This window comes from Shewanella sp. SM71 (genome assembly GCF_025653905.1).
GTDB lineage: Bacteria > Pseudomonadota > Gammaproteobacteria > Enterobacterales > Shewanellaceae > Shewanella > Shewanella oncorhynchi.
The window spans coordinates 235,845-261,326 of the sequence record NZ_JAKKRW010000001.1; the positions used below are offsets into that span (position 1 = coordinate 235,845).

Below are 25,482 nucleotides of genomic sequence, written 5' to 3' on the forward strand. Positions count from 1 at the left end.
TCCTTAAACCGTTTCTATTACTGACACAACTTTGCCGTGGATCTTGGTTGCGTTGGGATTGATTGGGTATTTGTCATCACCATCGAAAAAGTAAATGTTGCCATCAGGCATTTGGCGTAAATCACCAACTTGGTGACTGCCATTAACACTGAAAAGATAAGTGCCTTTTGTCACGATGGTTTCACTTGCATTCACGAAACAGTATTTGCCATCAACCTTAAGCAAGAAATCATCCGAACGAGGGGATATGCGGTTAATAAAAAAGAAACCGTCATCAACCCTGAATCTTTCAATTTGCCTAAGTTTTCCGTTCTCAATGTCGAATGTATTAAGCAAAGGCATTTTATAAGCCTCATCTGGCTCAGTTTTAACTTTCGTTTGAGGTGTTGATTCATTCACTTGAAAAAGATCTTCGCCATATGACAAACCTGTACCAAAACACAAATATTCCATCGAAACGCCAGTTGCAAGATGAATTCTTATAAGTAATTCATGTGGAACAGTCTCTCTAGTGGTCCAAGTTGAAAGTGTTCCAGCGGTAACGCCGATTAAGTCAGCAAGCTCTATACGGTTTTTCACTTTAAATAAGTGTATCAACCTTTCGATAAGCACCCTTCCACCATCACTTTGCAATGTCTGATCTAGCGGAAATCGAAATTTATTATTTTTTAGCTTGTAATAGTCTGACATTTTGATCAATAATCCATTCGAAGTGAATTTTAACACTGTGTAACGCCAATTACACATAAGCATAGATAAAACGAGACTACCACAATGAGCCTGATAACCATATCTGTAGATGCCCCATTTTTATCTTATGCGGAATACGCCCGCAGAACGCACACCACTGTTGATAACGTTCGCTATTTAGTCCGCATTGGCAAACTGCCAATTCGTCCAAAAGACACCCCAAAAGGGCACCCGCAAATCAACATGGTCGCCTTGCTGGCAGAAGCCGCCGCGCTTTATGAAGAGCAGCAATCACCCTCTGCCAGCTAAGTAACAAAAGCATAAGCAAAACGGAGATTTGCGGCCATGTATAGCACCAGCCCATGCACACAAAACCCAGCAAAAGCAGCGCACCAGCCGCATATCGCGGGTGCGCTGAGGCAGTTTGCCGACGGCGAGCAATTGAGCGAAATCGCCAAAGCGGCGCACTTCAATAAGCCGCAAATGCTGCGTAATAAATTGCTACTGAGCCAGCCACATCAGCTCAGCATCCACGAAGCTGTGGACATCGCTAAAGCCAGCGGCAATCGCTGCATTATCGACGGCATGTTGCTCGAACTGGGCTGCGCGCCCTCAATGTCGATTGATGATTTAAACCAGTGCGAACGCATGTCACTGACCGACCGCGCATTAGAAATCAGCGCCAACGCGGGATGGCTGGGCAACATGGCATTAGATGTTAAAGCGCGGCGCGGTGGCATCACCGAACGCATGCGCCATGAAGCAGTAAAACGCGCCAGCGTAGCAATGTCGCAACTCGCGTTATTTGTGCATGACGTTGAACAGAAATTCCAAGCGATACCCGTGTTGTCCGTCGCGTTTGATGCAGTGCAAACCATGCCCATGCCGGGCGTAATGTAAGGATTAATGATGAAAATTTATCAAGGCTTAACCGCAAATCAGATTGAAATCATTAAGGCGCAAAAAGAACGCTGCATGAATGAGTTAGCGGAAGAAATCCGTTACTTGAGTAGTGATATCAGCAATGCACTAGGCCAGTTCAGTGACTTCTCTTTCTCGCAGCAACGCATTGTTTGCTTTAAAGCGGGGATTGCATCAGAGGCTTATACAGAAGCATCTTTTGATGGCGATAGCGTGACTCATTTGATTGATGCTGACGCCATGACGCCAGAAGAAAAAGAACTAATCGCCACCGCAACAGTAGAGCTAGAACTCGTCAGCCTTAGCGCCCAGTTAACCCACTATATCGAATCAATGGCGGCAAGAATGCGCCTTGAATTTGTTGCAGCGTAAGAGGGAAACATCATGAGACAAGCCGCCACTAAGCCAGCGCCAACCGCATTACCACTGCACGCCGCCAACGAACACCACGGCGAAGCGGGGCAAGCCGCGATAGCCGCCATTCGCAGCATGTTAGGTAAAAGCAGCGCAGCCAGTCAGTACGACAAACTTAACCAACAACAGCGCGCGATGATCTTATTCGCCGCCCGTTTACGCCCCGCTAAATACATCAACCTGCCATTACTCAGCCTGAATTTAGAAGAACGCGAGGCCATTCGCGTGGCGATAATCGCGCTGCTCGATCTCGGCAAAGCCTTTGGCTGTGTGCCGTTATCGCGTGACCAGTTTTTCCCGCCACGCGCACTTAAACCCGTCGCCAGCAGTCAAGCCGCGCCAATAGAACGTGAGGTCAATAGCGATGTGGATAACACACTTGCAGAAATTAACAGACTGGCAGCCTCACTCAGCGCTGACATTAACGAGATTGAAAAACACTAGAAAGCAAAAAGCCACAACCGCGGTAACGGTTATGGCCCAATCATTCAATGAGGACACACCAAATGATGAAACCAAGCATAGCAGCACACATCACCCCAGCGCAAGCCATCACTAACGAGGCCAACCGCGTTATCTCCACTCTTAAACTCAGCACGCCAGCTGACCGCGAAATGGTCGAAGCAGTGCTCGAATCCCTCAAAGCCGTGGCCGACATTCTCGCGCCAGCCGTCGGCAAAACCATTGGCATTCGCTTAATCGCCATCCGCAATAACATCGCAGTTCAACAAATACAGGCGGCTTGATCATGAGCACACAAACCACAGCGGCCAACGGGCCGCAATTTGACTTAAGCAATCCGCAGCATTTAGCCATGCGCAAACTCATGGCAGATGTGTATTCACGCCACGCCAACGCGCTAGAACGAGGTTTACCAACCAGCGCAGCAACCTATCGCGGTATGGGCATGGGGTTAGAGAGTGTTGCGCTGTTTGCATTAGCAGATCCCACATTATCGGACCTTTGCAATGCATTAAATAACGCCATGTTTGATTTTAACGATTTATACCTGTCGAGGGCAGCGGCATGAACAAATCATCAAATAAATTGTATGAAGCGTTTTTGGAGTTAAATAAAAACTTTCAGGAGAAAGCCGTAAATCATGCAATTCAATATGCCAATTCGGATGATGCCTGTGAAAAGGCAAAGTTTGTTACTTATGGGGTAGTAGTAAAAGAGTTGGATAGATTTGGAACCATTATGTGCCAATGGTTAAACGCCATAGAAGATGAAGCAGCTAAAGAAGTTTCTGGCGACGATAAGGTGAATAAAGCATGAGCCAGCACAGCCAAATCTTAGCCGAGTTCGGCTACAAGCGCGGAAATCCAAGACGCGCCGATGTCGTTAACGGCATTCGCAGCGACGGCCAGCCGTTCGCCACTCGTGTCAACGTCAGTGCGCAAAAGCGTGCCCAGCGTGAAATCAATCGCCGCATCGAAGACATTGCCATCGCCAAAGAGATGGGTATCAGTTTGGAAGAATTAAGGGGAACGCTATGAGCCATAAAACAGTCGCTATAAAGATAAAAACAATATTAGGAGAGCCTTATTACTGCGGTTTTTCAGAGGGCACTTTAATAGTAGCGAAGTCAATAGAGGGCGCAAAGTGGTTCACGGAAGCTGATACGTTAAAAACGGCAACAGAAATATTATTAGATAATAAACAAAGTTTTGAGTTAGTTGACATAGATATAAATGATTTTCAAGAAAAAAAGCATCGTGTTGATAAGCAAATTCAAGAAACAGTTAAACAGGAATTAGAAGGGGTAACTGTAAGGTTAGCCATCATTACATGTGGCTGTGGCTTAAGCCGATCTTTGATGCTCATGTATAAGTGCCTGTACTGTAAAGAGTGGTTTTGTCATGCATGTGCAGAAGAGCACTTTGGGAAAACAGTAGAGCAGTATCGCAAAGAAAATCATTCAGTTTCAGTTGAAGCGGGTGGCCTATGAGCGACCATCAATCAATTATCGAATTTAAACAGCTTATCCAATCTGAAATCGGTGATTTTTTCGCAGGTTTCGATCAAGTCGGCGAGCCAGCAACGCCAGAAGAAATGCAAACAAAATTGCACGCAAATATTGACCGCTGCTTTGCTGAAATAGAAAAGAAGTGGTTTCTATTCCCAAGCCAAGACCTCGTTTGGATGACGCGCGATGAGTTTAATCACTATTGCGCCATCAATAAAATGAAGCCAGTTAACTTGGAATACATTAAAAATTTTGCAGATATAGAGCGTAAGCTTTCAAAAGAATTTTTGAATACGGCAAAAATCGCAGGTATTCAAGACGATGAAATCTTTTTCCGTCAAGACGCCATCGAGTGGGCTTTGTTATCACGAGGATTATCACGCGAAATTAAAAAGCTGGGTGGCTTATGAGCACTCGCTTTTTAACCACAGAATCACAGTCACAAATCACCCCATACGCCCAAGAGCTGATCGATTATGTTTGCGCACATGGGCGCATGGGTGAACTTGCAAGCCAAATGTTTTTAGACGACTGCCTAGAACCGAACTGGCGACAAATGACAGCCCCGCCAACAGCCGAGTGCATTTGTATCGGTATCGATATAAATGACTTTGCCGACGATGACGTAGAAGGCGACGACGCCTAATGACTCACGATGATTTGGTCCGTAAATCAGCCGTCAATGTGACGGCTATTTTTACCACGCCGCACGCGATTACCGACCTAAACTGGTCGGTAAAAGAGCTTATCGACTTACCCGAAGATGTGGCAGTAACCCTCTTTCGTGAATACTGCCGCAAGCGCCGTGCGCTTAACCTTGGCCGTAGCGCCAACATTTGGCTGCGTAAACGCTGTAAGTCGCTGCGCCTCATCATGCAGCAATTCCCGATCCCCATTTACCACCTAAAAACCGACGACCGCCGCGCCAGCATCGGCACCGAATGGGCCGACCGTTGCGCCAGCATACTCAACAACATGACGCAGTTTGGCACAGTGCAAGTTGATGCACTTGAACTGCTAAAAGGCGTAAAGCAACCCGCCGACCAATGGCAGTTTTGCCCCATGTTGCCCAGCTTTAAAAACTACGGCGATAAAAAAGCCAGCGGTTTATTTGATGAATCGCCCGCCATGTACGACATGATCGCGGGCGCGATTGCACGCCTAACCGACGAGGCTTGGTGGCAACGCAAACTCGACAAAGCCTATACCCATTACGAAGAGCACGTCGCCATCATCGTCGGCAAAGTGCGCGGCGGTGTATCGCCTTACGTCAGCCATCACGCCTTTAAACAGTACAAAGCCCGCAAGCGCGCTAACGCCGCATGGCTAAATAGCATGATGGTCGTCAACGAAGAACACGGCATCGAGTTAAGCCTTGCCGATGCCGTTGCCGCATCTATTGCTAACCCAGAAGTGCGCCGAGCTGAACTCATGGTCCGTATGCGCGGCTTTGAAGATTTAGCCGTCGAGCAAGGCTGCGTAGGCGAGTTTTACACATGGACAGCCCCAAGCCGTTATCACTCATGGGGTAAAAGCAAAAAGGGCAAAACCTACTCCAACAAGCGTTACGACGGCGCAACCCCAAAGCAAACCCAAGCCTATCTTTGCCATCAATGGGCCAAAGCCCGCAGCAAATTAGCCCGCGAAGATATCGAAGTATTTGGCTTTCGTGTGGTCGAGCCGCACCACGACGCCACGCCGCATTGGCATCTATTGCTATTTTTCAAGCCGGAACAGTTAGAGGCTGCCAGATCAATCATCCGCAGTTATGCGCTGCAGCATGATTTGCACGACTTTGGTAACGCGCCGCATGACATTGAAAACGAACATAAGCGTTATCAGCCACGCTTTGACTTTAAAACCATTGATCCAGCCAAGGGCAGCGCCACAGGTTACATCGCTAAATACATCGCCAAAAATATCGACGGCTTTCAAGTCGATGACGACTACGAAGCCGAAACCAGCGGCGAACACGGCGCGCAAAATGTCGCGGCGTGGGCCAGCACATGGAATATTCGCCAGTTTCAACAAATCGGTGGTCCTAGCGTTACGGTTTGGCGCGAGCTGCGCCGCCTACGTGAGGCCATCGACTTTGACGACATTATCGAACTGGCACGCCACGCCGCCGACAATAGCAACTGGTCGCGCTATGTCGAGGTCATGGGCGGCACATTCTGCAAACGTGCCGAAAGGCCAGTACAACTCGCCAAAGTCACCCACGACGGCGCCAATACTTACGGCGAAGACGTGCAAAAAATCATGGGCGTGATGTCGCTCGAAAACCACACCCCAATCAATACCCGCCTCGACGGCTGGGAAATCCGCTCGCCAGAGTCAGCCAAAGAGCCACCCAGCGCCGAGGAACGGGCTTTTGACTTGGCTTTTGATTGTGCTTTTGATCTTGCTCCTGCTCTTGACGTTAGAAGCGGTGACAACCGCGCCACTTGGAGCACTGGCAATAACTGTACGCAGTCGATCAAAACCAGTGAAAAGATCCCGAATAAGGATCGTCTCTTAATCCAAGAGGGTAAAAAACTGGGGCTCGACGCGGATGATCTTAAACGCCTACGTGCGGGGGCTGTGATTGATTCCGTCGTTAACGGCTCGCATCAGTTCATTCGGCTGCGCAGCGGCATGCTTATCGTCAGTCGCCAGCCGTTTAACTCCCGTACCGTCGGCGATTACGACGATGCCGGATTAAATAATCAGTTCGATGCCATGCAACGCACTATGGATAACGACCTTAAACAGCAGTTGCGCCAGCAAGCGTGGCGTGTGCTCGATGGTGATCGCGACGTAGAGCACTGGATTGCCGACATGTCGCCAGCCACCGCCAAAGTCGCATTGGCACAGTTGGGCGAGGTGATAAAACTGCATAAAAATGACAAATACGCCTTCCCATACATAGATAAACCAATTGAAAAATCAACCGCTTTCGACGATGACTATGAGGACGATGATGAAGAATTTTAAAATAAACGCTAACCACTTTTCGACATTAAAAGAAAGTCCAAAAGCTAAGCGATTGCGTCAACAACACTGCTGTTCCTGTGGTTGCTTTATCACAGCAGAACAACGTAATGAAACTAATGCCTGTGCTAAGTGTGCCGCTGAAATGGCGTATATCTTCACAACACCTGAACAAATGGCCGCCATTATCATTGCCGAAAGTGAACAACCACAAGAGGACTTTGATGATGAGCCTTTTTAACCTAATCACAGTGGAAGAACGCCAAAAAATCGAAGCGGCCTATACAGAAACCGCCGATTGCCTTGCAAGTTATCAGCGCTGTAAAGAAGTGCTCGATATGAACGCCAAATTTAAAGATGGCAAGAACCGAATAAAACAATGGCTTGAATCTCAGCCTGAGGAAGAACGCGAACGCTGTCGAAAAGTGCTCAACGGTATTGTAGCCGCCAAGCGCCACTATGCCGCAGTCAAAGCCAGCGGCCAGCCAACACCGCCAACATTAGATCAACATGAGGCTATGCCAACACCAGCCGAACGCGAAGCATTGCGCCAAGCGTTAGCCAATAGAACAGGTAAGAATCATGGTTAAGAAAATAAAAGTACTCATACAAGGCTGTGAAAAGCCTGACCAATTTGAACTACTACTTGCAATGACAGGCATCACCAGTGAAGCCAAGCAAAATGCGCTGAGGGCGCACTTAGTCGAAGGGTTCCCACCGAGCCGTTGCTATGCCCGTTACGGCGTAACCCAGCAGCACTTTAGCGCCGCACTCGCTAAATTAAACAGCAAAGCGGATCTTGCTATGCAGTACGTCGCCGCCAAAAGCATGGCGGTAACAGCCACAACAGAAAACCACACCAGATAAAAGGTGTTAAAAACATAAAGCGCAAACTTTGACAATACGCCTAAAGAGGGGCTATTATCCGCTTGCACTGGCAAAATCCAGTGTCAGGATTCGAACCCTGAATTATCCCAAGGCGCAATTGTCGCCAGCCTAGAGCTGGTTTTTTATTGCGTGACTCGGCGCACCACTTCTATGGTGGGCTGGGTGAGGCAGCCATTTGGCTGGCCGTTTCCTTGGGACGGTAGTTCGAACCTTGCTCAGCCCATCACCAACTCAGATTCGAACCTGAAAGTGATGGCTTCTTACTAAACCCAAGGAGTATCACCATGAATCATATCGCTTTGCTTCCCAATGATGCCGTTATCGAACACCACGGCGACGTTCGCACCACTTCCATAAAGATTGCCGAAGCCTTTGGCAAACGCCATGACGACGTATTACGAAAATTAAAATCACTCGATTGCTCTGCCGACTTCACTGACCGCAATTTTACGGCCAGTGAATACCGTGACTCGACGGGTAGAAAGTTGCCGATGTGGGAAATAACAAAAGACGGCTTTATGTTTCTGGTGATGGGCTTTACAGGTAAAAAAGCCGCAGCGATAAAAGAAGCCTATATCGAGCGCTTTAATGCCATGGCACAGCGCCTACAACAGCTTAGCGCCAGTATTGCAATAACCCATAAAAACCAGCCACCCAAGCCGCCACGCCAATACGCAAGCTATCAAGCCCAGTACAAACTTACCCACACACCATTGCCAGAATACTTCGACTCAAACTGGATCCCCGCCAGAATAGAACGCTGTCACGTACCCACTTTTTGGATATGGCACGTGCGCGTCGTGGTGCAACCCACCGCCAGCGGAAAACATGGCGCGTGTATCAGTTTTGGCATTGGCAACCAAGACGGCACCACGCCGCGTTTTACTCGTCAGCACAATGTATTTAGCTTGCCTGATGTAAACTTGGTATTTCGCAATATCGACGAATTATGGGAAAACATTCACGAGCACTTAGCCAAATACAACGCCAGCCTGGATATTCGGCAATATCGAATGAATGCCTAAATCAATAAACAAAAAGCCCTCATTAGAGGGCTTGATTGTCACAGAAGATAATTAAAATTTCCTAAGGAAATTTCGGGGGTTGCGCGATTTTGAAGATGTGAATAATAGGGCAGGCACCATAAGGTGTGCCAATCGAGACAAATAAAATGGACGAAAAAGCGCTATTAGTAGAACAAATGCAGATGTTGGTTGATTTATATGCCGAGCAAACTAACCAAAATAAAAAAGATTTGACTGTATTAATGATGGCGCAGGTTCTGGCGCATTATCAGCAAGATAATCTAGAAAGCTAGTTCACGTTGCAAAGCCTTGCGCTGATCGGGGGACAGCGCTTTGGCTAACGCGGTAATAATCTCGGTGGTATTTTTTGCAGATGGGTTTAACGTGTGGCTAAACGACACATTAGTCACAAAGGTATGGCCACACTCGGGGTCCGTGCACGAGCAATACAAATTCGCATGGGCAGCACTTAAGCGGTAAGTTTTACCGATAATCGCTTTCTTGTGGCACGTAGGGCATAAAATCCGCATCCCGATCTCCCAATCGTCTGCAAAATGAGCTGCGCATAGTGTAAGCCAACACACTGTTTTTTTAAACAGTAAAGCCCTCAATTGAGGGCTTTTGCACAATACAAATCAGTAAATGAGCACTAAACCGCTGCGCTTTGGCTGCCTGTGGTCATATCAAACACCAGTTTTAACTTGCTGCCGATCTCGGGGTCACGATTCACCGCATCCACAAACATGTTGATCAGCGTGCGGGTTTCACTCTTAAAATACACTTCATCATACTTAGTCGGGTCGCCAAGGCCAGCCGTGTTCGTCGGGATCATCCCGCCCAAACCCGCGGGGAACCGATGCGCGTTAAACACATCTTGCGCCGATACCGCCTTGACGTTAAAAAACTCGTCTTTCGATTCAAAATTACCCACAGGGATAATCTGAATCCCTTTCTCTTTACCGTTAGGGATATTCACAAACAGTGACTTAAAATTACCCACGCCCTTCGATTCTTGGATTTTCTCTTTGATATCTTTCTCGACTTCCGCATCTAAATTCGGGTCAGTGGAATACAAGATAAAGCCCATGTGCGCGCCGTTAATATAGTATTTACGGCGGAACAAGGTTGAATCTTCATTCAATAGCGCTGATTGTAAGCCGCCTAAATAATCGGGGCAGCCATACACTTGCTGAACTGGGTCATACACTCGCACCCAAATAATGTCTTTGGCTTTATAAGTCTTAACCGTGTTTTCCCGCTCAAGCACCACTGCGCCGCCGTCACCCGCCACGCGGGTGCGGTAACTGGGAAGCGGGAACAAACGCAGCACTTGCCCAAAGCCATTGCGGATCTTCAGTAACGCCACATCGCCAAACTGAATGCAGTTTAAAAACGCCGCGCCAATTTCCTGCGTGCTCATGCCGCCAGCCGTATAGCGCGCCGTCGCCATATTCGCCCGACTTTGCACTATGCCGCCGTGTTGCGCATTACGGCGGGTCAAGTTCGCCAGCAGCTGCCTATCGACAGGCGGTTCCCAGTAGTCGTAGTTTTGGTTGAAATACAACGAATCATAATCCGTTAGCCACATATTCGGCATCACGGTTTCGGGCATGCTAAACACCACCGTTTTAGCGGGGCCATTAGCGTCAGTAGTCAGTGTGTCGTCGTTCGCGGCCGTTAGTGTTGCATCGCCCATGATGATGTTCTCTTATGTAAATAGTTAAGGGGTTCATTGATAATGGCGTGGCTTAACGCCCAAAATCCGTCGGCATGGCCGACCTTTTCAGAGCGATCAGCTTTGAATGTCATCATATTGCCGCTGCCACTCATGCCGCGCTTAATTGCCATAAACGCCGCAGGTAAATCCTTCATATCTTGATCGAGTTGTAAGCGGTTACCTTCCACCACATCGATCATCTTCATCACCAGGCGATTTTTGTTTTCATTGCTGTAGTGAATTGCTACCGCCTCGCGTGGGTGCAGTCCGTGAATCGTGTCCCAAACACCGCCACCAATACCGGTAGTATCAACACCCAAATAGGTCACGTTATAACGCTTAAACACTTTTTCTATTTCGCTCACATGATGCTGAAAATTGAGCCCGCGCCAGTAATGCCGCTCAAGGCAGCGAAACTTTTCTTTATCGCCAATCGGCGGAGCAACCACCACTAAGCAGGCATTGTCACGAGTACGCGACGGATCATAACCAAGCCACACTTCACGATTGCCAAACGGCCGCGCTTCACCGGGCTTAAAGTCTTGCCATTTGCTCGCCTCAATCATCAGCTTAGAAAGTGCATCGAACTTGAACACCGAGGCGCTATCATCAACGAACACACACAAATACAGGTTTGCATAAATCTCAGGGCTGTATTCTTCTTGCAACTCTGCAGGGTCGATTAAGTTGCAACCCATAGCCACAGCGGTTTCAACGTCAATGATGTAGCGCCATTGCTTATCAGGGCAAACGCGGCCGCCGTCTTTTAATTCAGCATCTTTGGGGAATTCAATAAATTCACGGGTTTTATTGTCGCCCTTCCAATCTTCACCCGTCCAAAACGGGTAAGCAGGGTGGTTTTTAGCGCTGGGAGTTGAAAAATAGGTTTTATGGAAGCGGGTTTGAGTTGCACAAGCGGTAACAACTGCGCTCACCTTTTTAAAGTCTTTAATCCAGAAATATTCGTCGACATAAACGTTGCCAGAGCGGGATTGAGCAGAGTTAGCGCTAGTCGCTAAAAAGTGCAGTTCGGCACCATTGCTTAATACAATCGGATTACCTGTTAACTCAATTTCAAAAAAGTTACGCACGATCTTGATAATGTACGAACGAAACACCTCAGCCTGTGCTCGAGTCGCTGAGATAAATATCTGGTTTTCGCCAGTCAGTACCGCATCTTCAAACGCTTCACCCGCACAGCCATAGGTAAAACCAATCTGCCGCGACTTAAGCACGTTGCGCGTTCGTGGCTTAGTGGGATCATTCTTCACCGCCCGCATTAGCTTTTGATACTCAAACAAGCTATCAACCCAAGGCTCGAAATCCTCAGGCGTTAAATCGCTAATATCGTTTTTAGGCTTGCGGCCATTGCGCGGCGCTTTGCCGTTATCAGCTCCCGACTTACTTGCATGAGCGCCTGACTTAGCGCCAGATTGGCGCTCACCAGTGCCTTGGTTATCATCAGCTGATAACTTACGTTCAGAATCTACCCGCTGTTTTTTAAGCCGCACATGCTGGTTAATCAGCATGTCTAACTCTTTTATCTGATTACCGCTTTTATCCTGAATATCCGTCAACAGCACAATGCGGCGCGCAATCGCCTCGTCGACTTCTTCCTCACGCAGCAAATCACTCCAACCGTATTTCGCCGCCCAAAAATAAATTATGCGGGTATTAGGCAGGTCTAAATCGAGGCGGATCTCCTCGGGCGTCCAACGCTTTAAATACAGCCGTTTTGCTGCCTCGCGGATCTCGGGTGAATAGGCCATAAATGCGGTCAAACGCCATCGTTAACGAATACATAGCGCCAGTGTATTGGTTTGCAGAGCCGTATTAACTGACTAATTTTCCTATCAATTCCGATTTAGCAAAAATCGGAATTGCGCCGAAGTTTGCCAAGTGCCGCCCACTTGCAAACGCCTTAAGCTGTAGGCCTTAAAGGTAATTTTTTAGCAAATGGGCAGGCAAAAACATGACTCAACTGGTGACAGACTGGCTACGTATCGCCACAGAAGGGAACACCTTTCAAAACGTACCTATTCAGCGCCAATGGATTGTCGACATTGCCGAAACCTATAACGCAAAAACCTATGGCGCCAGAATTTGGCCTGATCATCGTCGCTGGTATGGCGCGTGGGGTGATGTAGTAGAAGTTAAAGCCGAAGAAATTGACGGCAAATTATGCCTATTCTGCAAACTTACCCCTAATTCACAACTGATATTAGCAAACGAACAAGACCAGAAAGTCTACTCATCAATCGAACTCGATCCTAATTTTGCGGGTACTGGAAAAGCCTATCTAACAGGCCTTGGCGTCACAGACGAACCAGCAAGCCTAGGTACTGATCGCCTTAAGTTCTCAGTTAAAGACCGCTTAGCAAATCATAAATATGGCGCACCGGAACAGCTTGTTATGAGCTACCCACTCGCCAGCACAGAAGACCAAAAACCAACGGATAAGGCCACGGAAGCCGCCAGCCTGTTCAGCAAGTTAGTTAGCTTATTTTCAACTCAAGCGCCAGACCCTAAACAGGAAGCGGCAACAGACCACCCCGAGGAACCACCAATGGACAAACAGCAATTTGAAACGCTCATGGGCGTAGTTAATGGCCTAGCAACGAAAGTAGGCGAACTGGACGGCAAGGTAGAAGCCTTTGGCAAAAAGCCTGAAGCGGAAACGACCACAACCACAACTGAACCCGTTACCACCACAGTGCCAGCGGCCACGACTGAAGCCACAGGCATCACCGCCGAACAGTTCAGCAAGTTAAGCGAAAGCATCAACGGCCTTGTTGCGAAAGTGGGCGGCATGGAAACCAAGTTCAACGCATTAAGCGCCGAAGCGCCGAACCAAGAGCCAAACCCAACAGGTACTGGCGAAAGCATTAGCTTTATCTAACTTGGCGCGAAATTAACGCCTTAACGAATTTTAGAACGGGAAAAGAACCATGAGCCAAATGCAAATTTTAAACGCCGAAGCGGCAAAGTTACTGCCTAAATACTCGGCAGGTGTAGCAAAAGCCTACGGCGTAGACGACGCCAGTAAGCAGTTCAGCATTAGCGCGCCGATGGAAACCAAGCTGCGAGCAGCGTTACTAGAGTCTGTCGATTTCCTCGGCATGATCACCGCATTGCAAGTAGACCAAATGCAAGGTCAAGTCGTTAACGTGGGCGATTACGGTATTGCAACGGGCCGAAAAGTGAATGGCCGCTTTAATACCGATCAGGGCGTAGGTGGCAACAAATTTGAACTTAAAGAAACAGATTCTTGTGCATCACTAAAATGGAACCTGTTATCAACGTGGGCAAACAGCGGCAATCCAAATGAGTTTTTAAAACTCATGAAAGAAAACGCAACTAAGCGTTTCGCGTTAGACATGATCCGCATCGGCTTTAACGGTAAAACTATCGCCGCTGGTGATACTGATCCTGTCGCTAACCCGAACGGTGAAGACGTTAACAAAGGTTGGCATCAGTTAGTAAAAGAAAACGCACCAGACCAAATCATGGGTGAGGAAATTTACTTTAACCCAGATGCAGACGTAAACGCCTTAAAATCTCACGAATATAAAACGTTAGATGCAATCGTGACCGATTTGCGCCTCACGTTAATTCATCCATCAATGCGTAATGACCCTCGTTTAGTGGTGTTAGTCGGCAGCGACCTAGTTGCCGCAGCACAAATTAAGATGATGAACCTTGCCGATAAGCCCTCTGAAAAAGTGGCCGCTCAGCAAATGGATAAATCAATCGGTGGTTTGCGCGCCTACACACCACCGTTTTTCCCAGGTAAACGCATTGTCGTTACGCCGTTATCAAACATGCACCTTTACACCCAGAAAAATACCTCATCACGTAAGTCTGAAAACAGCGAAGACCGCAAGCAGCATGAGGACAAATACTGGCGCAACGAAGGTTATGCGATTGAAGAGTATGAAGCCTATGCCGCAGTCGATGAAGATTTAATGACCATCGGCGCGCAGCCAGCTTAATCAATAAGTAAGCAAGCCTAGGCACCTAATCAGTGCCTAGCTATCAACTCCACCGAACACCAACGCAGGACATTGCCATGAGTGCCATCGCCAATTTTAAAAAGCGCCGTGAGGCTGCAAAAGCCCAACAAAGCCCAACAGCTAATGAAACAACAGCCGCGCCAGCGCCAGAAAACGAAGCGCTGCACTTACTTGCATATCTACTCGGCTGTGATGTTGATGGCGCCATTGAGCAAGGCCGTAATGCAGCAGAAGAAAAAGAGAAATTCTTTGAAAAAATGAATCGGCAATTTGACCTCGCTGACGAATCAGACCAAACCGCGCAAGCCACCGTCACCACTGACGAACAAGGCAACATCACCAGCATCATCGATCACGCAGCAGAACTCGAAGACAGCGCCGCCACTGTGAGTGACGCTGCAGAAACCGCCATTGATGCCGCCGATAAAGTCAGCGAATCCGCCGACAAGGTAAGCAGCGCAGCCGGTGATATTGAATCCGCCGCCACCAACTTAGAAAACGCCGCTGGCGCTGTAGACGATAGCGCCAGTTCGCTTGCCTACACCACCGACGATCTCGGCCAAGTGGCGGCCGAACTGAAAGAAGCGACCGCAGAGCTAAAAAAGCCGTCGGCGGCGCCCGCATCCTCGCGTGGCGCGAAAGCCGCCGCGCCCAAACGCAGCTCGAAAAAGTAAAGCTAACAGGCAACGCCGAGCACGCGCCCAGCCTGCATTTACAACTCATCGAGTTAGATGCAGACCTCAAGCGGCTCAAAGCCTTTGAACGACGGGCCGACAAAATCGCCCACAAACGCGACGTACTACTGCCTAAATGGCTGCCAATCGTCGAAGAGTATTTAACCGAGAAAGCGAGCAAACCAAATGATGGAATTAGCGATAACCCTATTTTTGCTTATTGCGCTGTGTGGCTATTTGACGTGGGCGATCTGGGGCGTGGTATCGAGTACGCCTTCAAAGCGATCGCACTTGGTCAACCCATGCCGCAAACCATTCGCCGCAAATGGCCGAGCTTTATTTCCGACACCGTATTCGATTGGGCGGAGGCTCAAGCGGAAAACGGCAGCAGTATTGAGCCGTATTTCGGCACTGTGTTTACGCGCGTTCGCAACGATTGGAAACTGCCGGAACCTGTTACCGCCAAATATTACAAGTTTGCGGGCCTCGCATTACTACGCGCAGCAAACGGCGACATTACCCCAAGCCACATCGGTGACGTGGAGCGGCTTACTCAAGCGGATCGACTGCTCGAAAAGGCCGCAAGCTTGCACAAGCATGCTCAAGTAAAAACGGTACGTAACAAGATAGCGATGCGACTTAGGGCGTTAGAAGACTTTGCCAGCCAAGGCATTGTTGATGACAGCTTAAAAAGCACCTAAGCCGCACGGGAACGACTCCCAACCCTCCAGTGCGCTAACCGAGTGTTTAACGGGTGACTGTTAAAAACCACGTCGACGTTAACCGCACTGAACCCAATTTAAGCAAAGAGTACAGCCTTGAGCGGCTTACTCTTTTGAACAGAGAGCAGGCCAGCAATGAGCGGATTCGGATTTCAAGCACCAGCAGAGCCAAGCATCGTTATCGATGCGGCTAGCGGCTGGCCCGAATTATCGACAGGCGAATTTCGCGAACTGCGCCGCATCCCTGAATTTTTTTCAGAAAAAGCCATTGAAGACTCACTCAACCGCAGCGTGGCCGAAATCCAGCAGCAAATTCTTCATTATGTAACAGGTAACTATGTAACAGGCAACCTTGTAGGGCAGGCAAGCACTGACACGGACGTCCCCTTTACCCTAGACGCGAGTCTGGCGCCTAACTTTAGTGCGCAGCAAATTAGCATTTACCGCGGGGCTGTGTACGCCCGTTCCCATGCCGATTTGCTGGGTTATTTTTCTGCCGTCGACCAAAAAGATGCGGGCAACAACAAAGCCCAAGACGTAGACCAGCAACAAGCGATCCTCGCGCAATCTAACCGCGGCGTGCGCCTATTGCTCGGCCTTGGCCGTGCCGGAGTGCACTCGCTATGAGCCAACTTAACGCGTTGACATTGCACTTACTCAACACATTAAAACCATACGTTAAGCCAAACGATATCGACGCATGGCAAACAGACGGCCAACTGCACATTATCCAAGACGACTTAGGCGAAGGCATCAATATCGCTAAATGGCGGCACAGTGCAGTGATCGCTATTGAGCGTTTACCACACACAAAATTTAACCCGTACACCATCTTAGCGATTTTAGCCGCATGGCTATCTGACAACGACTGGCCGCAGGAAGAATACGGCCTATCAGAGCCAGCTATTGATATCGACATCATCAGCGACGACCACGCCCAAATGATCATCAGCATCGACTTAGTGGATGACTTAGGCATCGTCGAAGATGAGCAAGGCAATATTCCTTACATGGGTAAAAAATACCGCCTTGAAAATATCCCCATCAACTGGGCTGAACAGGTTGATCTGATTAATCGGGGTGAGCAATGAACATCAAAGTGAATGTAAGTCACTTCGATGACACCTTACTGCAATTGGCAGCGTTAGCACTGCCACCAAAAAAACGCGCTCGGGCAATGTGGCGTATCGCGGATAGCGTGCGCAACAAATCAAAAACCAATGCAAAACAGCAAAGGGATCCTGACGGTTCACCGTGGCAGCCAATTAAGCGCAAGCGTAAAGGCGGAAAGCAGCGCGACAAAATGTTTAGGACATTACCTAAATACATGGCGGTTAGTAAGCCAAAAGACAATGAACCAACCGCAAAAGTGTATTTTCAACCATCGATACCGGGCAAAGGCAATTACTCCACAGGGGTGATCGCCAACATGCACGCACAGGGCGCGAGCATCACCAGAAATAAAGCCGACTATTCGGCAGCAATGGCGCGCTATGAAGCAAAAAAAGGCCTCGATAAAGGTAACGCGACCAGAAATCAAGCGCGCTTCCTCGTCAAATTAGGTATGCGCCGTCGAGTCTCTAAAGAAGAAACGACCCAGCGTAAAAAACGCGGGGCATACGTTCGCGCCACGGCAGGTTGGATAACCGCAAACCTGAGTTACATACAGGCAGGCTTTTTAATCACCGAACTAAATGATGCAAGCAAAAGCACTAGCCAAACATGGACTATCAAATTGCCAAAACGCAACACGCTAGGTGCAACAGAAGCTGAGCAAAACAAGATTTTCAAGCGGGTAATGCAAGGCATTAACTTCGGCTGGAACGTTAAAAAACAAGACATAAGGGGCTAAAAATGTCACTAGGTAAAGTTCAAGTTAACAATCTCAATCAAGGCCAAGGTGACATTAACGCCATCGAGCGCCACTTCCTTTATATCGGACGTGCAGGTCATGTCGATGAAGAAAGCCAGCTATTTAGTATTGGCGCGCAAACCGATATCGAGGCGAACTTTGCTGATAGCGCCTTGCGTAAACAGTTGATAGCCGCCCAGCTTAATGCCGGACAAAACTGGACCGCCGCTGTGTATCCACTGGCCGCCGATGAAGACCTATTCGACGCCATCACCGCCGCCAACGAAGTGCAAAGCTTTGAAATGGTGGTGTTCTGTGACATCACAATCAGCGCAGCAAACCTAAGCGCCAAGCATGATTACTTAGCCAGCCTACAAGCCAGCCACGGCCGCTTTGTATCAGGCCTCGCCGCCGTTGCGGGTATCGACGTTGCCACCCAAACGTGGCAGCAGTACGAAACCGCAATGGTGGGACTGCAAGCGGGTATTGCCGCGCACTTGGTCATCCCTGTGCCGCAGCTGCATGGCAATAACGTCGGCGTACTCGCTGGCCGCTTATGCAATCGTGCCGTCAGCATTGCCGACAGCCCAATGCGCGTCGCCACGGGCTCAGTGATGGGCTTAGGTGTTGCGCCAGTAGATAGCGCCGAAAAACCGCTCACGCTAGCCACGCTCGAAACCTTAGCCAATGCGCGCTTTAGCGTGCCGCAGTGGTATCCAGACCTAGAGGGCATCTACTGGGGAGACGGAACAACGCTCGACGCCGCAGGCGGTGATTATCAGTACATTGAGCATTTGCGCCCTGTGCACAAAGCCAGCCGCGAAGTGCGTATTTTAGCGATTCGCCGCATTGCTGATCGCGCGCTTAACTCCACGCCAGCCAGCATCGAGTTAAACAAAGCCCACTTTATGAAGCCGCTGCGCAACATGAGCAAAAGCACGGTGATTTTAGGTAGGCAGTTCCCAGGTGATATTCAGCCGCCACGCGATGGCGACATCACCATTGTGTGGACAAGTAACAAAGCGGTGACCATTTACATGATCATCCGTCCGTACGACAGCCCTAAAGAAATCACCGTCAACATCTTGCTAGATCTGTCCACTAACTAGGAGTCGCCGCCATGCGTTTATCTGGAATGAATTTTAACGTCACCATGGGCGACACCATGATCCATGTTGACACTTGCACCTTAACCATCACCGACAACAGCGCGGTCAGCCAAACCAGCGGCATACCGGATGGTTTTGTCGACGGCGACGTCGCGGCCAGCGGTGAACTGTCAGTTAATGCCAGCCAATTTGACCTGATCTCTAACGAGGCTAAATCAGCAGGATCTTGGCGCGGCATGAAAGTGTTCGACATGATGTTTTATGGCAAAACCGCTAAGGATGAAGTGAAAGTCGAAGCGTTCGGCTGCCGCATCAAATTAAGCGACTTGCTCGACGTCGACAAAAAAGGCGGCCAAGCCAGTTTGTTCAAAATCCCGTTTGATGTAACGGATCCTGACTTTGTGCATATCAACGGCGTGCCATACCTGCGCCCTGAAGAAATCGAAAACATCAAGCAGTAAGGACTAGATAGAGAATGGATGCAGTGGATTTAGTCACCCGTGAGCAGCTACGCGCAGAGCACCGCTTCGAGCAGCACCGCAAAGCACTAGCAGCCAAGCCAGTACCACCAAGCGCAACGGACTGCGCCGAGTGTGGCAACGACATACCAGAAGGCCGCCGCAGCGCAATAAAAGGCGTGCAACTGTGCACTGAGTGCCAAAGCCTAAGTGAGAAATGACATGAGCCAAATTAAAAACCACTTGATTGAAGACTTGATCGAACGTGAAGGCGGCTACGTCAACGACCCAACGGATCGCGGCGGCGAAACCATGTACGGAATCACTCTAAAAACCGCGCGTCAGTATGGCTACAAAGGCGCGATGAAAGATTTGCCCTATGAGCTGGCCTTTATGATTTGCGAGGCCATCTATTGGTCGCCGTTAAAGCTGGATGATATCCAAGTCATCAGCGAAGCACTCACCGAGCAGTTGTTCGATTTTGGGGTTAACTCAGGCGCAGGCAACGCAGGCCGCAGCCTGCAACGCGCCTTAAACGTGCTCAATAATCGCCAAACCTTGTATCCCGATTTAATCGAAGACGGGGTAATGGGTAGCCGCAGTATTGCGGCCTTAAAAACCTATGTAAGCCAGCGCAAACAAGCGGGGCTAAAAGTGCTCGTTGAAGCTGTTCGAGGCCAAAGGATTAGCTTTTGTATCGATATAGCCGCCAATGACGAAAGCCAAGAAAAGTACAGCTTTGGCTGGTTACAACGCATCGTAAATTTATAAGCGGGGATCTTATGAACTGGAAAGATATAGCAAGCACCGTCGGCGGCATCGCTGGCGCAGTCGCCCCGCTACTGGGTGGCCCTGTCGGTTTGGCCGTCAGCATTGGCAGCCAAATTGCGGGCGCATTGGGCACAGATAACACGCCGGAAGCCGTAGCAGCCGCATTGCAACGCGACCCTAACGCCGCGCTTAAATTGCAAGAGTGGGCGATGGCAGAGCGCGAACAAATTCGCCAAGGCCATTTAGAGTTGCAACGCCTTGCGCTAGATGAATACAAAGCCGAACTCAGCGACCGCCAGAACGCGCGCCAAGTGCATAAAGACCATTGGATGCCATCGGCGCTCACTATCGCCTTATTGACTATGCTGGCCGCACTGATTGCCGTGCTGTTTTTCTTCCCTATCCCCAATGAAAATCGCGACTTAATTGTTTATCTGGCGGGTAACTTATTGCCGCTAGTGACAGGGGCAGTCACGTACTGGGTGAGCTCAACAAAAGACGCCAACAACCGCGAAAAATTAATGACGCTCGCCAGCCAAGGGCAAACGCAAACAACCGGAGTACCGACAAGGCCTGCCGATCTGTATCCATCGTCAAGCACAACAAAAGCAGGAGCCTAGCGCATGGAGCAGCTAACAAACTGGCTATTAGTAATCGTCGGCTTTATCGGCATATTCCTCACCATAGTGGTGCCATTAATCGCCTACCTAAACAGCGTGGCGCATAAAACCCGCACCGAACTCAGCAACCATAAAACCCACGTTGCCGAAACCTATGCAACCAAGCACGACGTAAAAGAGCTTGGCGACCGCATGGAACGGCAAATGGAAAAAGGCTTTGAAAACCTAAAAACCTTCTTAACAAACAGAAAAGATAAGGATGCAGCATGAAAAACACTATCGAGTTAACAATCGCAGGAACAGATTTCAAGTTCAACGTTACACCAACAGCCCACGGTGATTATGTCGATGCTATCAGTCGCGGAACGATATCAGCAGCATCACATAACTTTGTGATGCGCACGATTGATGACAGCCAAAAAGAACAGTTTAAAAAGTTACTTGAAGATTCACCTGGTGCGCCATTGCAAGTCGCCGCAGCACTACGGGCTGAATACTCACCTGAACTGACTATTACCGTAAAAAAATAGAAGAGCTGATTGAGTCGATCGACTCAAATCAGCTTGAACAAATGTTCATTTTCCGCCGCCACTTTTTACCGCACGAAAGCGACGATGAACAGAGTTTAGCAAGGGCATGTTGGCTAATGAAACGCCAGCGCGAAGACCTAGAAGCCGTTGTCACCAACGCCATTTGTAAGGCGTTTAGTGGCAAATAAGGGAAGTGGATAGCATGAGTTTACCCGCACCGCTAATGTTCACGATTGGACTGATAGACCAAATCACTCGGCCGATTGCCAAAATCAGCCAAGGATTAAGCGGTCTAGCGTCCAACTATCAAGCTGGAACCATGCAAATGGCCTCCGGCATTGGTGGCATCGCGGCCAGCGGTTATGGGTTATACCAAGCCTTGCAACCTGCGTTAGAAATTGACAAAGCATTAGGTGACGCCAAAGGTGTTGGCGTTGCCGACTCTGCACTCAAACAGATTACTAACACAGCAATGGATTTTTCATTGCAGTTTGGTCAATCCAGCATTGATGTCATTAACCATGCCGCAAAATTGCGCGGTGTATTAGGCGAAATGCCAGACCATGTACTGGCATCGGCTACCAAAAGTTCTGCCGTTTTAGCTATGGCGATGAAGTCAGACGCTGACACTACCAGCAAATATTTTAAAACCCTCTATGGCAACTATGGCGGCCAAGCCAATGCCATGGGGCAGGATAAATTTATTGCGCAAATCGCAGGCATGACGGCTTACGCTAAAAAGACACTTGGCACAGAAATGAGTGATCTAGAGGGCATGATTGACGGCATGCACTCATTACCTTCAACGCTAGGCGTTGCACTTGAAGAACAATTTGCCGTGTTAGCAACGCTTAATAAGTCCATGGGGCAAGGCGATGCGGTAACCCAATACACAAACTTTTTAGAAGGTGTAGCAGGGGCGCAAGAAAAACTAGGCGTAAAACTCACTGACAGCAAAGGCAATTTACTGCCAGTGATTGATGTAATTGAAAAATTAAAACCCATGATGCAAGGCATGTCAGGGATTCAAGGAAGGAAGTTTCTTGACGATGCTGGCTTAGGTGACGGCTCGCTAATGATCATCAATATGATGAAAAACTTAGACGGACTTAAAAGCACCATACAAGGATTTAAAAGCGTTAATGGATTAGATCCTGCTATAGACATGGCGAAAGCTATGACATCACAAAGCGAACGCCTCGCCCAAAGCTGGTACGTGATCCGCGCTGCCATCGGTAGCGCCATCTTACCCGCGTTTAATAGCTTTGTTGGCAAGATTGCCGACATGGGCACATCGGTGATCTGGTTTACCAATATGTTTCCCAATATTACCAGCCATCTTGGATATATCGGTGTTGCGTTTGCTGCCGCCGTGGCCGCTGGCGGCTTATTCACTGTGATGATGGGCGCGGGCAAAATGGCAATGACCACATGGGGCCTAGGCGTGATGGCGTGGACAGGGGCAAGTGCACTGTTTACCAGCGGCTTAGCCACCATGCGCGGAGTATTGTTGGCGCTTAATATCGCCATGTACGCCAACCCTATCGGCCTGATTGTCGCGGGTATTGCCGCCGCCGTGATTGCTGTCGGCGCGCTGATTTACTACTGGGACGACCTCAAAGCCACCATGGGCGAATGGGGCTGGGTGCAATCCATTGTCGGCATCTTCGACACCGTTTGGGGCGGGGTTAAATCCGTCTTTAACGACACCATCAATTGGATTATCGACAAACTCAATTTAATCCCAGGTGTCGACATTAGCAGCAACATCACAGCAGGCAGTATGCCCAGCGTTGACGCCATTTCACCCGTGCAAGCCAACCTCACGCGCGGCGGCGTTAGCCAGCAAATCGCCAACGCCAACAACAGCAAATCGACTCATATCGGCGCAATTCAAATCTACCCGCAAAAGGTCGACACCAACTTTGCAACCTATGCCGAGATGCACTCATGAGCCTCTATATCGATTTGCACATAGAACACGGCGACGTGGTGTTAGATGTGGGCTTAAACCCCAGCTATTTAACCGACCGCGCCGCCATCGCGCAGGACATAGTGCACGCCATTTTAGACACAGGCTTAGCGCACTTACTCATTAGCGACCGTGGCACAGGAGTTACCGCCGACACACAAATCAAACTCAAGTTATTGGTCGAGGACGATGTGCGCATCATGCCGGGCACGGTTCGCATAGAACAATCATCAAGCGGCCAATGGTGGGTATTTGCCGACACCATCGACTTTGGACCAGTTACCGCACAAATAACCCAAGGTGGAGCACTTTAAATGGCCGATAAAATCGACGTGCCAACAATCGACTTTGCCAAAATCGTCGAAGCCGCAGGCATACCGACCACGGAAGAAGGCTGGAAAGCGCTATTTAAGCAGGACGTTGAAGCCGAGGGCAGCATCATTGCAAACGACTCGCCTTACTCGCCGTTCTGGCGCTTGATCACCGCCATTATTGCCAAGCCAGCAACGTGGATAGTCAATAAAGTGCTGATTGGGGTGATCTTGCCCAACCTGTTTTTGCTCACTGCTAACGACGATGGCTTTATCGAGGCCAAAGCATGGGAGCACGACTTAACCCGCAAAACAGACAGTAAAGCCAAAGGCAAAGTACGCTTTAACCGCGCAGCATCCAGTGGCCCAAGTTTATTAATCCCCGCCGCCACTGTGATCCAAACCGACGCAATTAACGGCACGGTTTACCGTGTGCTAACGGTTGAAGATGTGATCTTGCCGCAAAATAGCCTTAGCGTATTAGTGCCAGTGATCGCCGAAAACGCGGGCGCGGCCTACAACTTAGGCGCCGGCTATTTGCATATTTTACCAACGGCAGTCACTGGCATCGGCAGCGTCACCAACGAAGCAGAATGGCTAGATGAACTCGGCAGCGACCGCGAAACTAACGACGACTTAAAGCTGCGCACTCGCAACGCCTTTACCGCCGCCGCGCCTTGGCATATCGACGCAGTTTATCGCGCAATACTGACAGAACGCGCAGGACTGGACACCGATAACGTCTATTTTGAGCACGACGCACCGCGAGGCCCGGGCACAGCTAACGCCTATATTTTATTAGACACGGGTGAACCATCAGCCGCCATGCTGGCCGATCTAAATCAATATGTGATGGACAAGGGCTACCACGGCCATGGTGATGATCTGCTAGTGCTCGCCATGGCAGGTGTTGATGTCACTGTCGGCGTCACGGTTTACCCATACAGCTACTTATTAGAAGCCGAAGTTGTCACGCTATTAGCCGACATTGAAAACTTTATCCGCTGCGCGTTTCGCGAGAATACCGACTACACAGCCACCCGCACCGAACCTTTTATCCGCTTTAGCTTTAGTAAGTTAGGCCAAGAGTTACACCGCCAATTTGCGGGTATCGAGTCGCTCAACTGGCACCAAATCGATATCACCAGCGCCAACAACGTACCGCGCTTAAGCACGCTCACCATTGAAAATGGTAACGACCAATGAGCACTAAACAAAGCGCGAGCATCAACATCGACTGGGAAGCACTCACCAAAATGCCGTACTGGCTGGCACGTCCAGCCAGCGAGTTAGACAAACTGCGCAAAGGCGCGGTGCGTTTTTGGCAGCGCTTTGTCGATATGCTCGCATTCCCCGCTAAGCAGCTAGACCCCATGACCGCAGAGCTTGAATTTGTGCACTTATTGGCATGGGAGCGGGATATAGAGCAAATCCCCAGTGAAACCGAACTCATGTACCGCACTCGGGTGAAATACGCCTTGCCGTTCGCCAAGGGCGCAGGCAGTAAAAGCGGTTGGCTCGATATGTTTAAAAAACTCGGCATGACATGGGTGGGCATAGATGAGCGCATCAGCCAAACAGATTGGGATGTAGTTGATCTGCAGTTGCTGGATAGCGACTTTGGCAACCGCCAAAAGCTAATTGATTACATTTGCCGCCAATACGGCCGCACCACGCGCCGCTATCAGTTGACCACCATTTCAAAAATGCCGCTGATCGCACCGCTGCACACATTTGAGCATCAACACAATTTTAACGTGGCAACAGTCAATACCAACCTGTTACCTGCAAAACGCTTTATGACGATGGACTGCGACTCTAGCTACCACGTTGCAAAAATTAAACAGAACTAAGAC

40 protein-coding genes are annotated in these 25,482 nt (G+C 49.3%); 36 read left to right on the forward strand and 4 right to left on the reverse strand.

Going from position 1 to position 25,482, the window contains the following annotated elements; all coding sequences use genetic code 11:
* Positions 1–3: 3 nt before the first annotated feature.
* Entirely contained in the window at positions 4–690 is a 687-nt protein-coding gene (locus tag L5L97_RS01030; RefSeq protein WP_263180832.1) for a helix-turn-helix transcriptional regulator, read from the reverse strand.
* Between the two features lie 84 nt (positions 691–774).
* Here L5L97_RS01030 and L5L97_RS01035 point away from each other — a divergent pair, with 84 nt between their 5' ends.
* The 17 genes from L5L97_RS01035 (at position 775) to L5L97_RS01115 (ending at position 9,170) form a co-directional block, all read left to right on the forward strand.
* Positions 775–999, forward strand: a complete 225-nt coding sequence (locus L5L97_RS01035) for a DNA-binding protein (protein WP_259504663.1) — start codon at positions 775–777, stop codon at positions 997–999.
* A 36-nt stretch (positions 1,000–1,035) separates the two neighbouring features.
* A complete protein-coding gene (locus L5L97_RS01040; RefSeq protein ID WP_263180833.1) occupies positions 1,036–1,590 on the forward strand; it encodes a phage regulatory CII family protein in 555 nt (184 codons plus the stop codon).
* 6 nt (positions 1,591–1,596) lie between these two features.
* Positions 1,597–1,983, forward strand: coding sequence for a hypothetical protein (locus L5L97_RS01045; protein ID WP_263180834.1), 387 nt, complete (start codon positions 1,597–1,599; stop codon positions 1,981–1,983).
* A 12-nt stretch (positions 1,984–1,995) separates the two neighbouring features.
* Positions 1,996–2,469, forward strand: coding sequence for a hypothetical protein (locus tag L5L97_RS01050; protein ID WP_263180835.1), 474 nt, complete (start codon positions 1,996–1,998; stop codon positions 2,467–2,469).
* Between the two features lie 62 nt (positions 2,470–2,531).
* The gene (locus L5L97_RS01055; protein ID WP_263180836.1) at positions 2,532–2,771 is read left to right on the forward strand and encodes a hypothetical protein; all 240 of its coding nucleotides are present in this window, start codon (positions 2,532–2,534) and stop codon (positions 2,769–2,771) included.
* A 2-nt stretch (positions 2,772–2,773) separates the two neighbouring features.
* Positions 2,774–3,055, forward strand: a complete 282-nt coding sequence (locus L5L97_RS01060; protein ID WP_263180837.1) for a hypothetical protein — start codon at positions 2,774–2,776, stop codon at positions 3,053–3,055.
* Positions 3,052–3,303, forward strand: a complete 252-nt coding sequence (locus tag L5L97_RS01065; protein WP_263180838.1) for a hypothetical protein — start codon at positions 3,052–3,054, stop codon at positions 3,301–3,303. Before L5L97_RS01060 ends, L5L97_RS01065 begins: the two co-directional genes overlap by 4 nt.
* The gene (locus tag L5L97_RS01070) at positions 3,300–3,524 is read left to right on the forward strand and encodes a hypothetical protein (RefSeq protein ID WP_263180839.1); all 225 of its coding nucleotides are present in this window, start codon (positions 3,300–3,302) and stop codon (positions 3,522–3,524) included. Before L5L97_RS01065 ends, L5L97_RS01070 begins: the two co-directional genes overlap by 4 nt.
* Entirely contained in the window at positions 3,521–3,976 is a 456-nt protein-coding gene (locus tag L5L97_RS01075) for a hypothetical protein (RefSeq protein WP_263180840.1), read from the forward strand. The genes L5L97_RS01070 and L5L97_RS01075 overlap by 4 nt, the downstream gene beginning before the upstream one ends.
* Entirely contained in the window at positions 3,973–4,404 is a 432-nt protein-coding gene (locus tag L5L97_RS01080) for a hypothetical protein (protein WP_263180841.1), read from the forward strand. The genes L5L97_RS01075 and L5L97_RS01080 overlap by 4 nt, the downstream gene beginning before the upstream one ends.
* Positions 4,401–4,640 (forward strand): hypothetical protein, encoded by a 240-nt coding sequence (locus L5L97_RS01085; protein WP_263180842.1) that lies wholly within the window; start codon positions 4,401–4,403, stop codon positions 4,638–4,640. Before L5L97_RS01080 ends, L5L97_RS01085 begins: the two co-directional genes overlap by 4 nt.
* Positions 4,640–6,967, forward strand: coding sequence for a replication endonuclease (locus L5L97_RS01090; protein ID WP_263180843.1), 2,328 nt, complete (start codon positions 4,640–4,642; stop codon positions 6,965–6,967). The genes L5L97_RS01085 and L5L97_RS01090 overlap by 1 nt, the downstream gene beginning before the upstream one ends.
* Complete coding sequence (locus L5L97_RS01095; RefSeq protein ID WP_263180844.1) at positions 6,951–7,205, forward strand: hypothetical protein; 255 nt, start codon at positions 6,951–6,953, stop codon at positions 7,203–7,205. Before L5L97_RS01090 ends, L5L97_RS01095 begins: the two co-directional genes overlap by 17 nt.
* Positions 7,189–7,554, forward strand: coding sequence for a hypothetical protein (locus L5L97_RS01100; protein ID WP_263180845.1), 366 nt, complete (start codon positions 7,189–7,191; stop codon positions 7,552–7,554). Before L5L97_RS01095 ends, L5L97_RS01100 begins: the two co-directional genes overlap by 17 nt.
* Positions 7,547–7,831: an adhesin biosynthesis transcription regulatory family protein gene (locus tag L5L97_RS01105; protein ID WP_263180846.1), complete on the forward strand. Its 285-nt coding sequence runs from the start codon at positions 7,547–7,549 to the stop codon at positions 7,829–7,831. The genes L5L97_RS01100 and L5L97_RS01105 overlap by 8 nt, the downstream gene beginning before the upstream one ends.
* Positions 7,832–8,136: 305 nt before the next feature.
* On the forward strand, positions 8,137–8,877 hold the full coding sequence (locus tag L5L97_RS01110) for a Rha family transcriptional regulator (protein WP_263180847.1): 741 nt from the start codon (positions 8,137–8,139) through the stop codon (positions 8,875–8,877).
* Between the two features lie 125 nt (positions 8,878–9,002).
* Positions 9,003–9,170 (forward strand): hypothetical protein, encoded by a 168-nt coding sequence (locus L5L97_RS01115; RefSeq protein ID WP_263180848.1) that lies wholly within the window; start codon positions 9,003–9,005, stop codon positions 9,168–9,170.
* Here L5L97_RS01115 and L5L97_RS01120 read toward each other — a convergent pair.
* The 3 genes from L5L97_RS01120 to L5L97_RS01130 form a co-directional block, all read right to left on the reverse strand.
* Positions 9,159–9,407: an ogr/Delta-like zinc finger family protein gene (locus L5L97_RS01120; protein WP_263180850.1), complete on the reverse strand. Its 249-nt coding sequence runs from the start codon at positions 9,405–9,407 to the stop codon at positions 9,159–9,161. The two genes, L5L97_RS01115 and L5L97_RS01120, sit on opposite strands and share 12 nt — an antisense overlap.
* Positions 9,408–9,526: 119 nt before the next feature.
* On the reverse strand, positions 9,527–10,573 hold the full coding sequence (locus tag L5L97_RS01125; RefSeq protein ID WP_263180851.1) for a phage portal protein: 1,047 nt from the start codon (positions 10,571–10,573) through the stop codon (positions 9,527–9,529).
* A complete protein-coding gene (locus L5L97_RS01130) occupies positions 10,555–12,375 on the reverse strand; it encodes a terminase large subunit domain-containing protein (RefSeq protein ID WP_263180852.1) in 1,821 nt (606 codons plus the stop codon). The genes L5L97_RS01125 and L5L97_RS01130 overlap by 19 nt, the downstream gene beginning before the upstream one ends.
* 191 nt (positions 12,376–12,566) lie before the next feature.
* Here L5L97_RS01130 and L5L97_RS01135 point away from each other — a divergent pair, with 191 nt between their 5' ends.
* The 19 genes from L5L97_RS01135 (at position 12,567) to L5L97_RS01220 (ending at position 25,479) form a co-directional block, all read left to right on the forward strand.
* Positions 12,567–13,493 carry a GPO family capsid scaffolding protein gene (locus tag L5L97_RS01135; RefSeq protein WP_263180854.1) on the forward strand — a complete coding sequence of 309 codons (927 nt, stop codon included), beginning with the start codon at positions 12,567–12,569 and terminating at the stop codon, positions 13,491–13,493.
* Positions 13,494–13,542: 49 nt separating this feature from the next.
* A complete protein-coding gene (locus L5L97_RS01140; RefSeq protein WP_259482037.1) occupies positions 13,543–14,586 on the forward strand; it encodes a phage major capsid protein, P2 family in 1,044 nt (347 codons plus the stop codon).
* Between the two features lie 77 nt (positions 14,587–14,663).
* A complete protein-coding gene (locus L5L97_RS01145) occupies positions 14,664–15,281 on the forward strand; it encodes a hypothetical protein (RefSeq protein ID WP_263180856.1) in 618 nt (205 codons plus the stop codon).
* 47 nt (positions 15,282–15,328) lie between these two features.
* Positions 15,329–15,982, forward strand: a complete 654-nt coding sequence (gene gpM, locus L5L97_RS01150; protein WP_263181009.1) for a phage terminase small subunit — start codon at positions 15,329–15,331, stop codon at positions 15,980–15,982.
* A gap of 156 nt (positions 15,983–16,138) precedes the next feature.
* Positions 16,139–16,630, forward strand: a complete 492-nt coding sequence (locus L5L97_RS01155) for a head completion/stabilization protein (protein ID WP_263180858.1) — start codon at positions 16,139–16,141, stop codon at positions 16,628–16,630.
* Entirely contained in the window at positions 16,627–17,094 is a 468-nt protein-coding gene (locus tag L5L97_RS01160; RefSeq protein ID WP_263180859.1) for a phage tail protein, read from the forward strand. Before L5L97_RS01155 ends, L5L97_RS01160 begins: the two co-directional genes overlap by 4 nt.
* Entirely contained in the window at positions 17,091–17,855 is a 765-nt protein-coding gene (locus L5L97_RS01165; protein WP_263180860.1) for a phage virion morphogenesis protein, read from the forward strand. Before L5L97_RS01160 ends, L5L97_RS01165 begins: the two co-directional genes overlap by 4 nt.
* 2 nt (positions 17,856–17,857) lie before the next feature.
* Positions 17,858–18,964: a DUF2586 domain-containing protein gene (locus L5L97_RS01170; protein ID WP_263180861.1), complete on the forward strand. Its 1,107-nt coding sequence runs from the start codon at positions 17,858–17,860 to the stop codon at positions 18,962–18,964.
* A gap of 11 nt (positions 18,965–18,975) precedes the next feature.
* The gene (locus tag L5L97_RS01175; protein ID WP_259578095.1) at positions 18,976–19,425 is read left to right on the forward strand and encodes a DUF2597 family protein; all 450 of its coding nucleotides are present in this window, start codon (positions 18,976–18,978) and stop codon (positions 19,423–19,425) included.
* A 14-nt stretch (positions 19,426–19,439) separates the two neighbouring features.
* Positions 19,440–19,643, forward strand: a complete 204-nt coding sequence (locus tag L5L97_RS01180) for a TraR/DksA C4-type zinc finger protein (protein ID WP_263180863.1) — start codon at positions 19,440–19,442, stop codon at positions 19,641–19,643.
* A 1-nt stretch (position 19,644) separates the two neighbouring features.
* Positions 19,645–20,193, forward strand: coding sequence for a glycoside hydrolase family 108 protein (locus L5L97_RS01185; RefSeq protein ID WP_263180864.1), 549 nt, complete (start codon positions 19,645–19,647; stop codon positions 20,191–20,193).
* Between the two features lie 11 nt (positions 20,194–20,204).
* Positions 20,205–20,813, forward strand: coding sequence for a DUF5367 domain-containing protein (locus L5L97_RS01190; RefSeq protein ID WP_263180865.1), 609 nt, complete (start codon positions 20,205–20,207; stop codon positions 20,811–20,813).
* 3 nt (positions 20,814–20,816) lie between these two features.
* On the forward strand, positions 20,817–21,083 hold the full coding sequence (locus L5L97_RS01195) for a hypothetical protein (RefSeq protein ID WP_263180866.1): 267 nt from the start codon (positions 20,817–20,819) through the stop codon (positions 21,081–21,083).
* Positions 21,080–21,343 (forward strand): putative phage tail assembly chaperone, encoded by a 264-nt coding sequence (locus tag L5L97_RS01200; RefSeq protein WP_011790157.1) that lies wholly within the window; start codon positions 21,080–21,082, stop codon positions 21,341–21,343. Before L5L97_RS01195 ends, L5L97_RS01200 begins: the two co-directional genes overlap by 4 nt.
* A 41-nt stretch (positions 21,344–21,384) precedes the next feature.
* The gene (locus L5L97_RS22915; RefSeq protein ID WP_411568954.1) at positions 21,385–21,531 is read left to right on the forward strand and encodes a DUF6890 family protein; all 147 of its coding nucleotides are present in this window, start codon (positions 21,385–21,387) and stop codon (positions 21,529–21,531) included.
* Positions 21,532–21,545: 14 nt separating this feature from the next.
* Complete coding sequence (locus L5L97_RS01205; protein ID WP_263180867.1) at positions 21,546–23,297, forward strand: phage tail tape measure protein; 1,752 nt, start codon at positions 21,546–21,548, stop codon at positions 23,295–23,297.
* On the forward strand, positions 23,294–23,629 hold the full coding sequence (locus L5L97_RS01210; protein ID WP_263180868.1) for a DUF2590 family protein: 336 nt from the start codon (positions 23,294–23,296) through the stop codon (positions 23,627–23,629). Before L5L97_RS01205 ends, L5L97_RS01210 begins: the two co-directional genes overlap by 4 nt.
* Positions 23,630–24,832, forward strand: coding sequence for a baseplate J/gp47 family protein (locus L5L97_RS01215; protein WP_263180869.1), 1,203 nt, complete (start codon positions 23,630–23,632; stop codon positions 24,830–24,832). It abuts the gene before it with no gap.
* The gene (locus L5L97_RS01220; RefSeq protein WP_263180870.1) at positions 24,829–25,479 is read left to right on the forward strand and encodes a hypothetical protein; all 651 of its coding nucleotides are present in this window, start codon (positions 24,829–24,831) and stop codon (positions 25,477–25,479) included. The genes L5L97_RS01215 and L5L97_RS01220 overlap by 4 nt, the downstream gene beginning before the upstream one ends.
* Positions 25,480–25,482 lie beyond the last annotated feature (3 nt).

What these genes read in the sequence shown, in the direction of transcription:
- L5L97_RS01110 (WP_263180847.1), top strand. Translation starts at nt 8,137, where the DNA reads ATGAATCATATCGCTTTGCTTCCCAATGATGCCGTTATCGAACACCAC.
- L5L97_RS01040 (WP_263180833.1), top strand. Translation starts at nt 1,036, where the DNA reads ATGTATAGCACCAGCCCATGCACACAAAACCCAGCAAAAGCAGCGCAC.
- L5L97_RS01160 (WP_263180859.1), top strand. Translation starts at nt 16,627, where the DNA reads ATGAGCCAACTTAACGCGTTGACATTGCACTTACTCAACACATTAAAA.
- L5L97_RS01140 (WP_259482037.1), top strand. Translation starts at nt 13,543, where the DNA reads ATGAGCCAAATGCAAATTTTAAACGCCGAAGCGGCAAAGTTACTGCCT.
- L5L97_RS01185 (WP_263180864.1), top strand. Translation starts at nt 19,645, where the DNA reads ATGAGCCAAATTAAAAACCACTTGATTGAAGACTTGATCGAACGTGAA.
- L5L97_RS01105 (WP_263180846.1), top strand. Translation starts at nt 7,547, where the DNA reads ATGGTTAAGAAAATAAAAGTACTCATACAAGGCTGTGAAAAGCCTGAC.
- L5L97_RS01200 (WP_011790157.1), top strand. Translation starts at nt 21,080, where the DNA reads ATGAAAAACACTATCGAGTTAACAATCGCAGGAACAGATTTCAAGTTC.
- L5L97_RS01065 (WP_263180838.1), top strand. Translation starts at nt 3,052, where the DNA reads ATGAACAAATCATCAAATAAATTGTATGAAGCGTTTTTGGAGTTAAAT.
- L5L97_RS01170 (WP_263180861.1), top strand. Translation starts at nt 17,858, where the DNA reads ATGTCACTAGGTAAAGTTCAAGTTAACAATCTCAATCAAGGCCAAGGT.
- L5L97_RS01190 (WP_263180865.1), top strand. Translation starts at nt 20,205, where the DNA reads ATGAACTGGAAAGATATAGCAAGCACCGTCGGCGGCATCGCTGGCGCA.
- L5L97_RS01035 (WP_259504663.1), top strand. Translation starts at nt 775, where the DNA reads ATGAGCCTGATAACCATATCTGTAGATGCCCCATTTTTATCTTATGCG.
- L5L97_RS01195 (WP_263180866.1), top strand. Translation starts at nt 20,817, where the DNA reads ATGGAGCAGCTAACAAACTGGCTATTAGTAATCGTCGGCTTTATCGGC.
- L5L97_RS01055 (WP_263180836.1), top strand. Translation starts at nt 2,532, where the DNA reads ATGATGAAACCAAGCATAGCAGCACACATCACCCCAGCGCAAGCCATC.
- L5L97_RS01070 (WP_263180839.1), top strand. Translation starts at nt 3,300, where the DNA reads ATGAGCCAGCACAGCCAAATCTTAGCCGAGTTCGGCTACAAGCGCGGA.
- L5L97_RS01220 (WP_263180870.1), top strand. Translation starts at nt 24,829, where the DNA reads ATGAGCACTAAACAAAGCGCGAGCATCAACATCGACTGGGAAGCACTC.
- L5L97_RS01165 (WP_263180860.1), top strand. Translation starts at nt 17,091, where the DNA reads ATGAACATCAAAGTGAATGTAAGTCACTTCGATGACACCTTACTGCAA.
- L5L97_RS01120 (WP_263180850.1), bottom strand. Translation starts at nt 9,407, where the DNA reads ATGCGGATTTTATGCCCTACGTGCCACAAGAAAGCGATTATCGGTAAA.
- L5L97_RS01080 (WP_263180841.1), top strand. Translation starts at nt 3,973, where the DNA reads ATGAGCGACCATCAATCAATTATCGAATTTAAACAGCTTATCCAATCT.
- L5L97_RS01075 (WP_263180840.1), top strand. Translation starts at nt 3,521, where the DNA reads ATGAGCCATAAAACAGTCGCTATAAAGATAAAAACAATATTAGGAGAG.
- L5L97_RS01215 (WP_263180869.1), top strand. Translation starts at nt 23,630, where the DNA reads ATGGCCGATAAAATCGACGTGCCAACAATCGACTTTGCCAAAATCGTC.
- L5L97_RS01145 (WP_263180856.1), top strand. Translation starts at nt 14,664, where the DNA reads ATGAGTGCCATCGCCAATTTTAAAAAGCGCCGTGAGGCTGCAAAAGCC.
- L5L97_RS01135 (WP_263180854.1), top strand. Translation starts at nt 12,567, where the DNA reads ATGACTCAACTGGTGACAGACTGGCTACGTATCGCCACAGAAGGGAAC.
- L5L97_RS01155 (WP_263180858.1), top strand. Translation starts at nt 16,139, where the DNA reads ATGAGCGGATTCGGATTTCAAGCACCAGCAGAGCCAAGCATCGTTATC.
- L5L97_RS01030 (WP_263180832.1), bottom strand. Translation starts at nt 690, where the DNA reads ATGTCAGACTATTACAAGCTAAAAAATAATAAATTTCGATTTCCGCTA.
- L5L97_RS01045 (WP_263180834.1), top strand. Translation starts at nt 1,597, where the DNA reads ATGATGAAAATTTATCAAGGCTTAACCGCAAATCAGATTGAAATCATT.
- L5L97_RS01180 (WP_263180863.1), top strand. Translation starts at nt 19,440, where the DNA reads ATGGATGCAGTGGATTTAGTCACCCGTGAGCAGCTACGCGCAGAGCAC.
- L5L97_RS01050 (WP_263180835.1), top strand. Translation starts at nt 1,996, where the DNA reads ATGAGACAAGCCGCCACTAAGCCAGCGCCAACCGCATTACCACTGCAC.
- L5L97_RS01085 (WP_263180842.1), top strand. Translation starts at nt 4,401, where the DNA reads ATGAGCACTCGCTTTTTAACCACAGAATCACAGTCACAAATCACCCCA.
- L5L97_RS01095 (WP_263180844.1), top strand. Translation starts at nt 6,951, where the DNA reads ATGATGAAGAATTTTAAAATAAACGCTAACCACTTTTCGACATTAAAA.
- L5L97_RS01210 (WP_263180868.1), top strand. Translation starts at nt 23,294, where the DNA reads ATGAGCCTCTATATCGATTTGCACATAGAACACGGCGACGTGGTGTTA.
- L5L97_RS01090 (WP_263180843.1), top strand. Translation starts at nt 4,640, where the DNA reads ATGACTCACGATGATTTGGTCCGTAAATCAGCCGTCAATGTGACGGCT.
- L5L97_RS01100 (WP_263180845.1), top strand. Translation starts at nt 7,189, where the DNA reads ATGATGAGCCTTTTTAACCTAATCACAGTGGAAGAACGCCAAAAAATC.
- L5L97_RS01060 (WP_263180837.1), top strand. Translation starts at nt 2,774, where the DNA reads ATGAGCACACAAACCACAGCGGCCAACGGGCCGCAATTTGACTTAAGC.
- L5L97_RS01125 (WP_263180851.1), bottom strand. Translation starts at nt 10,573, where the DNA reads ATGGGCGATGCAACACTAACGGCCGCGAACGACGACACACTGACTACT.
- L5L97_RS01175 (WP_259578095.1), top strand. Translation starts at nt 18,976, where the DNA reads ATGCGTTTATCTGGAATGAATTTTAACGTCACCATGGGCGACACCATG.
- L5L97_RS01205 (WP_263180867.1), top strand. Translation starts at nt 21,546, where the DNA reads ATGAGTTTACCCGCACCGCTAATGTTCACGATTGGACTGATAGACCAA.
- L5L97_RS22915 (WP_411568954.1), top strand. Translation starts at nt 21,385, where the DNA reads ATGTTCATTTTCCGCCGCCACTTTTTACCGCACGAAAGCGACGATGAA.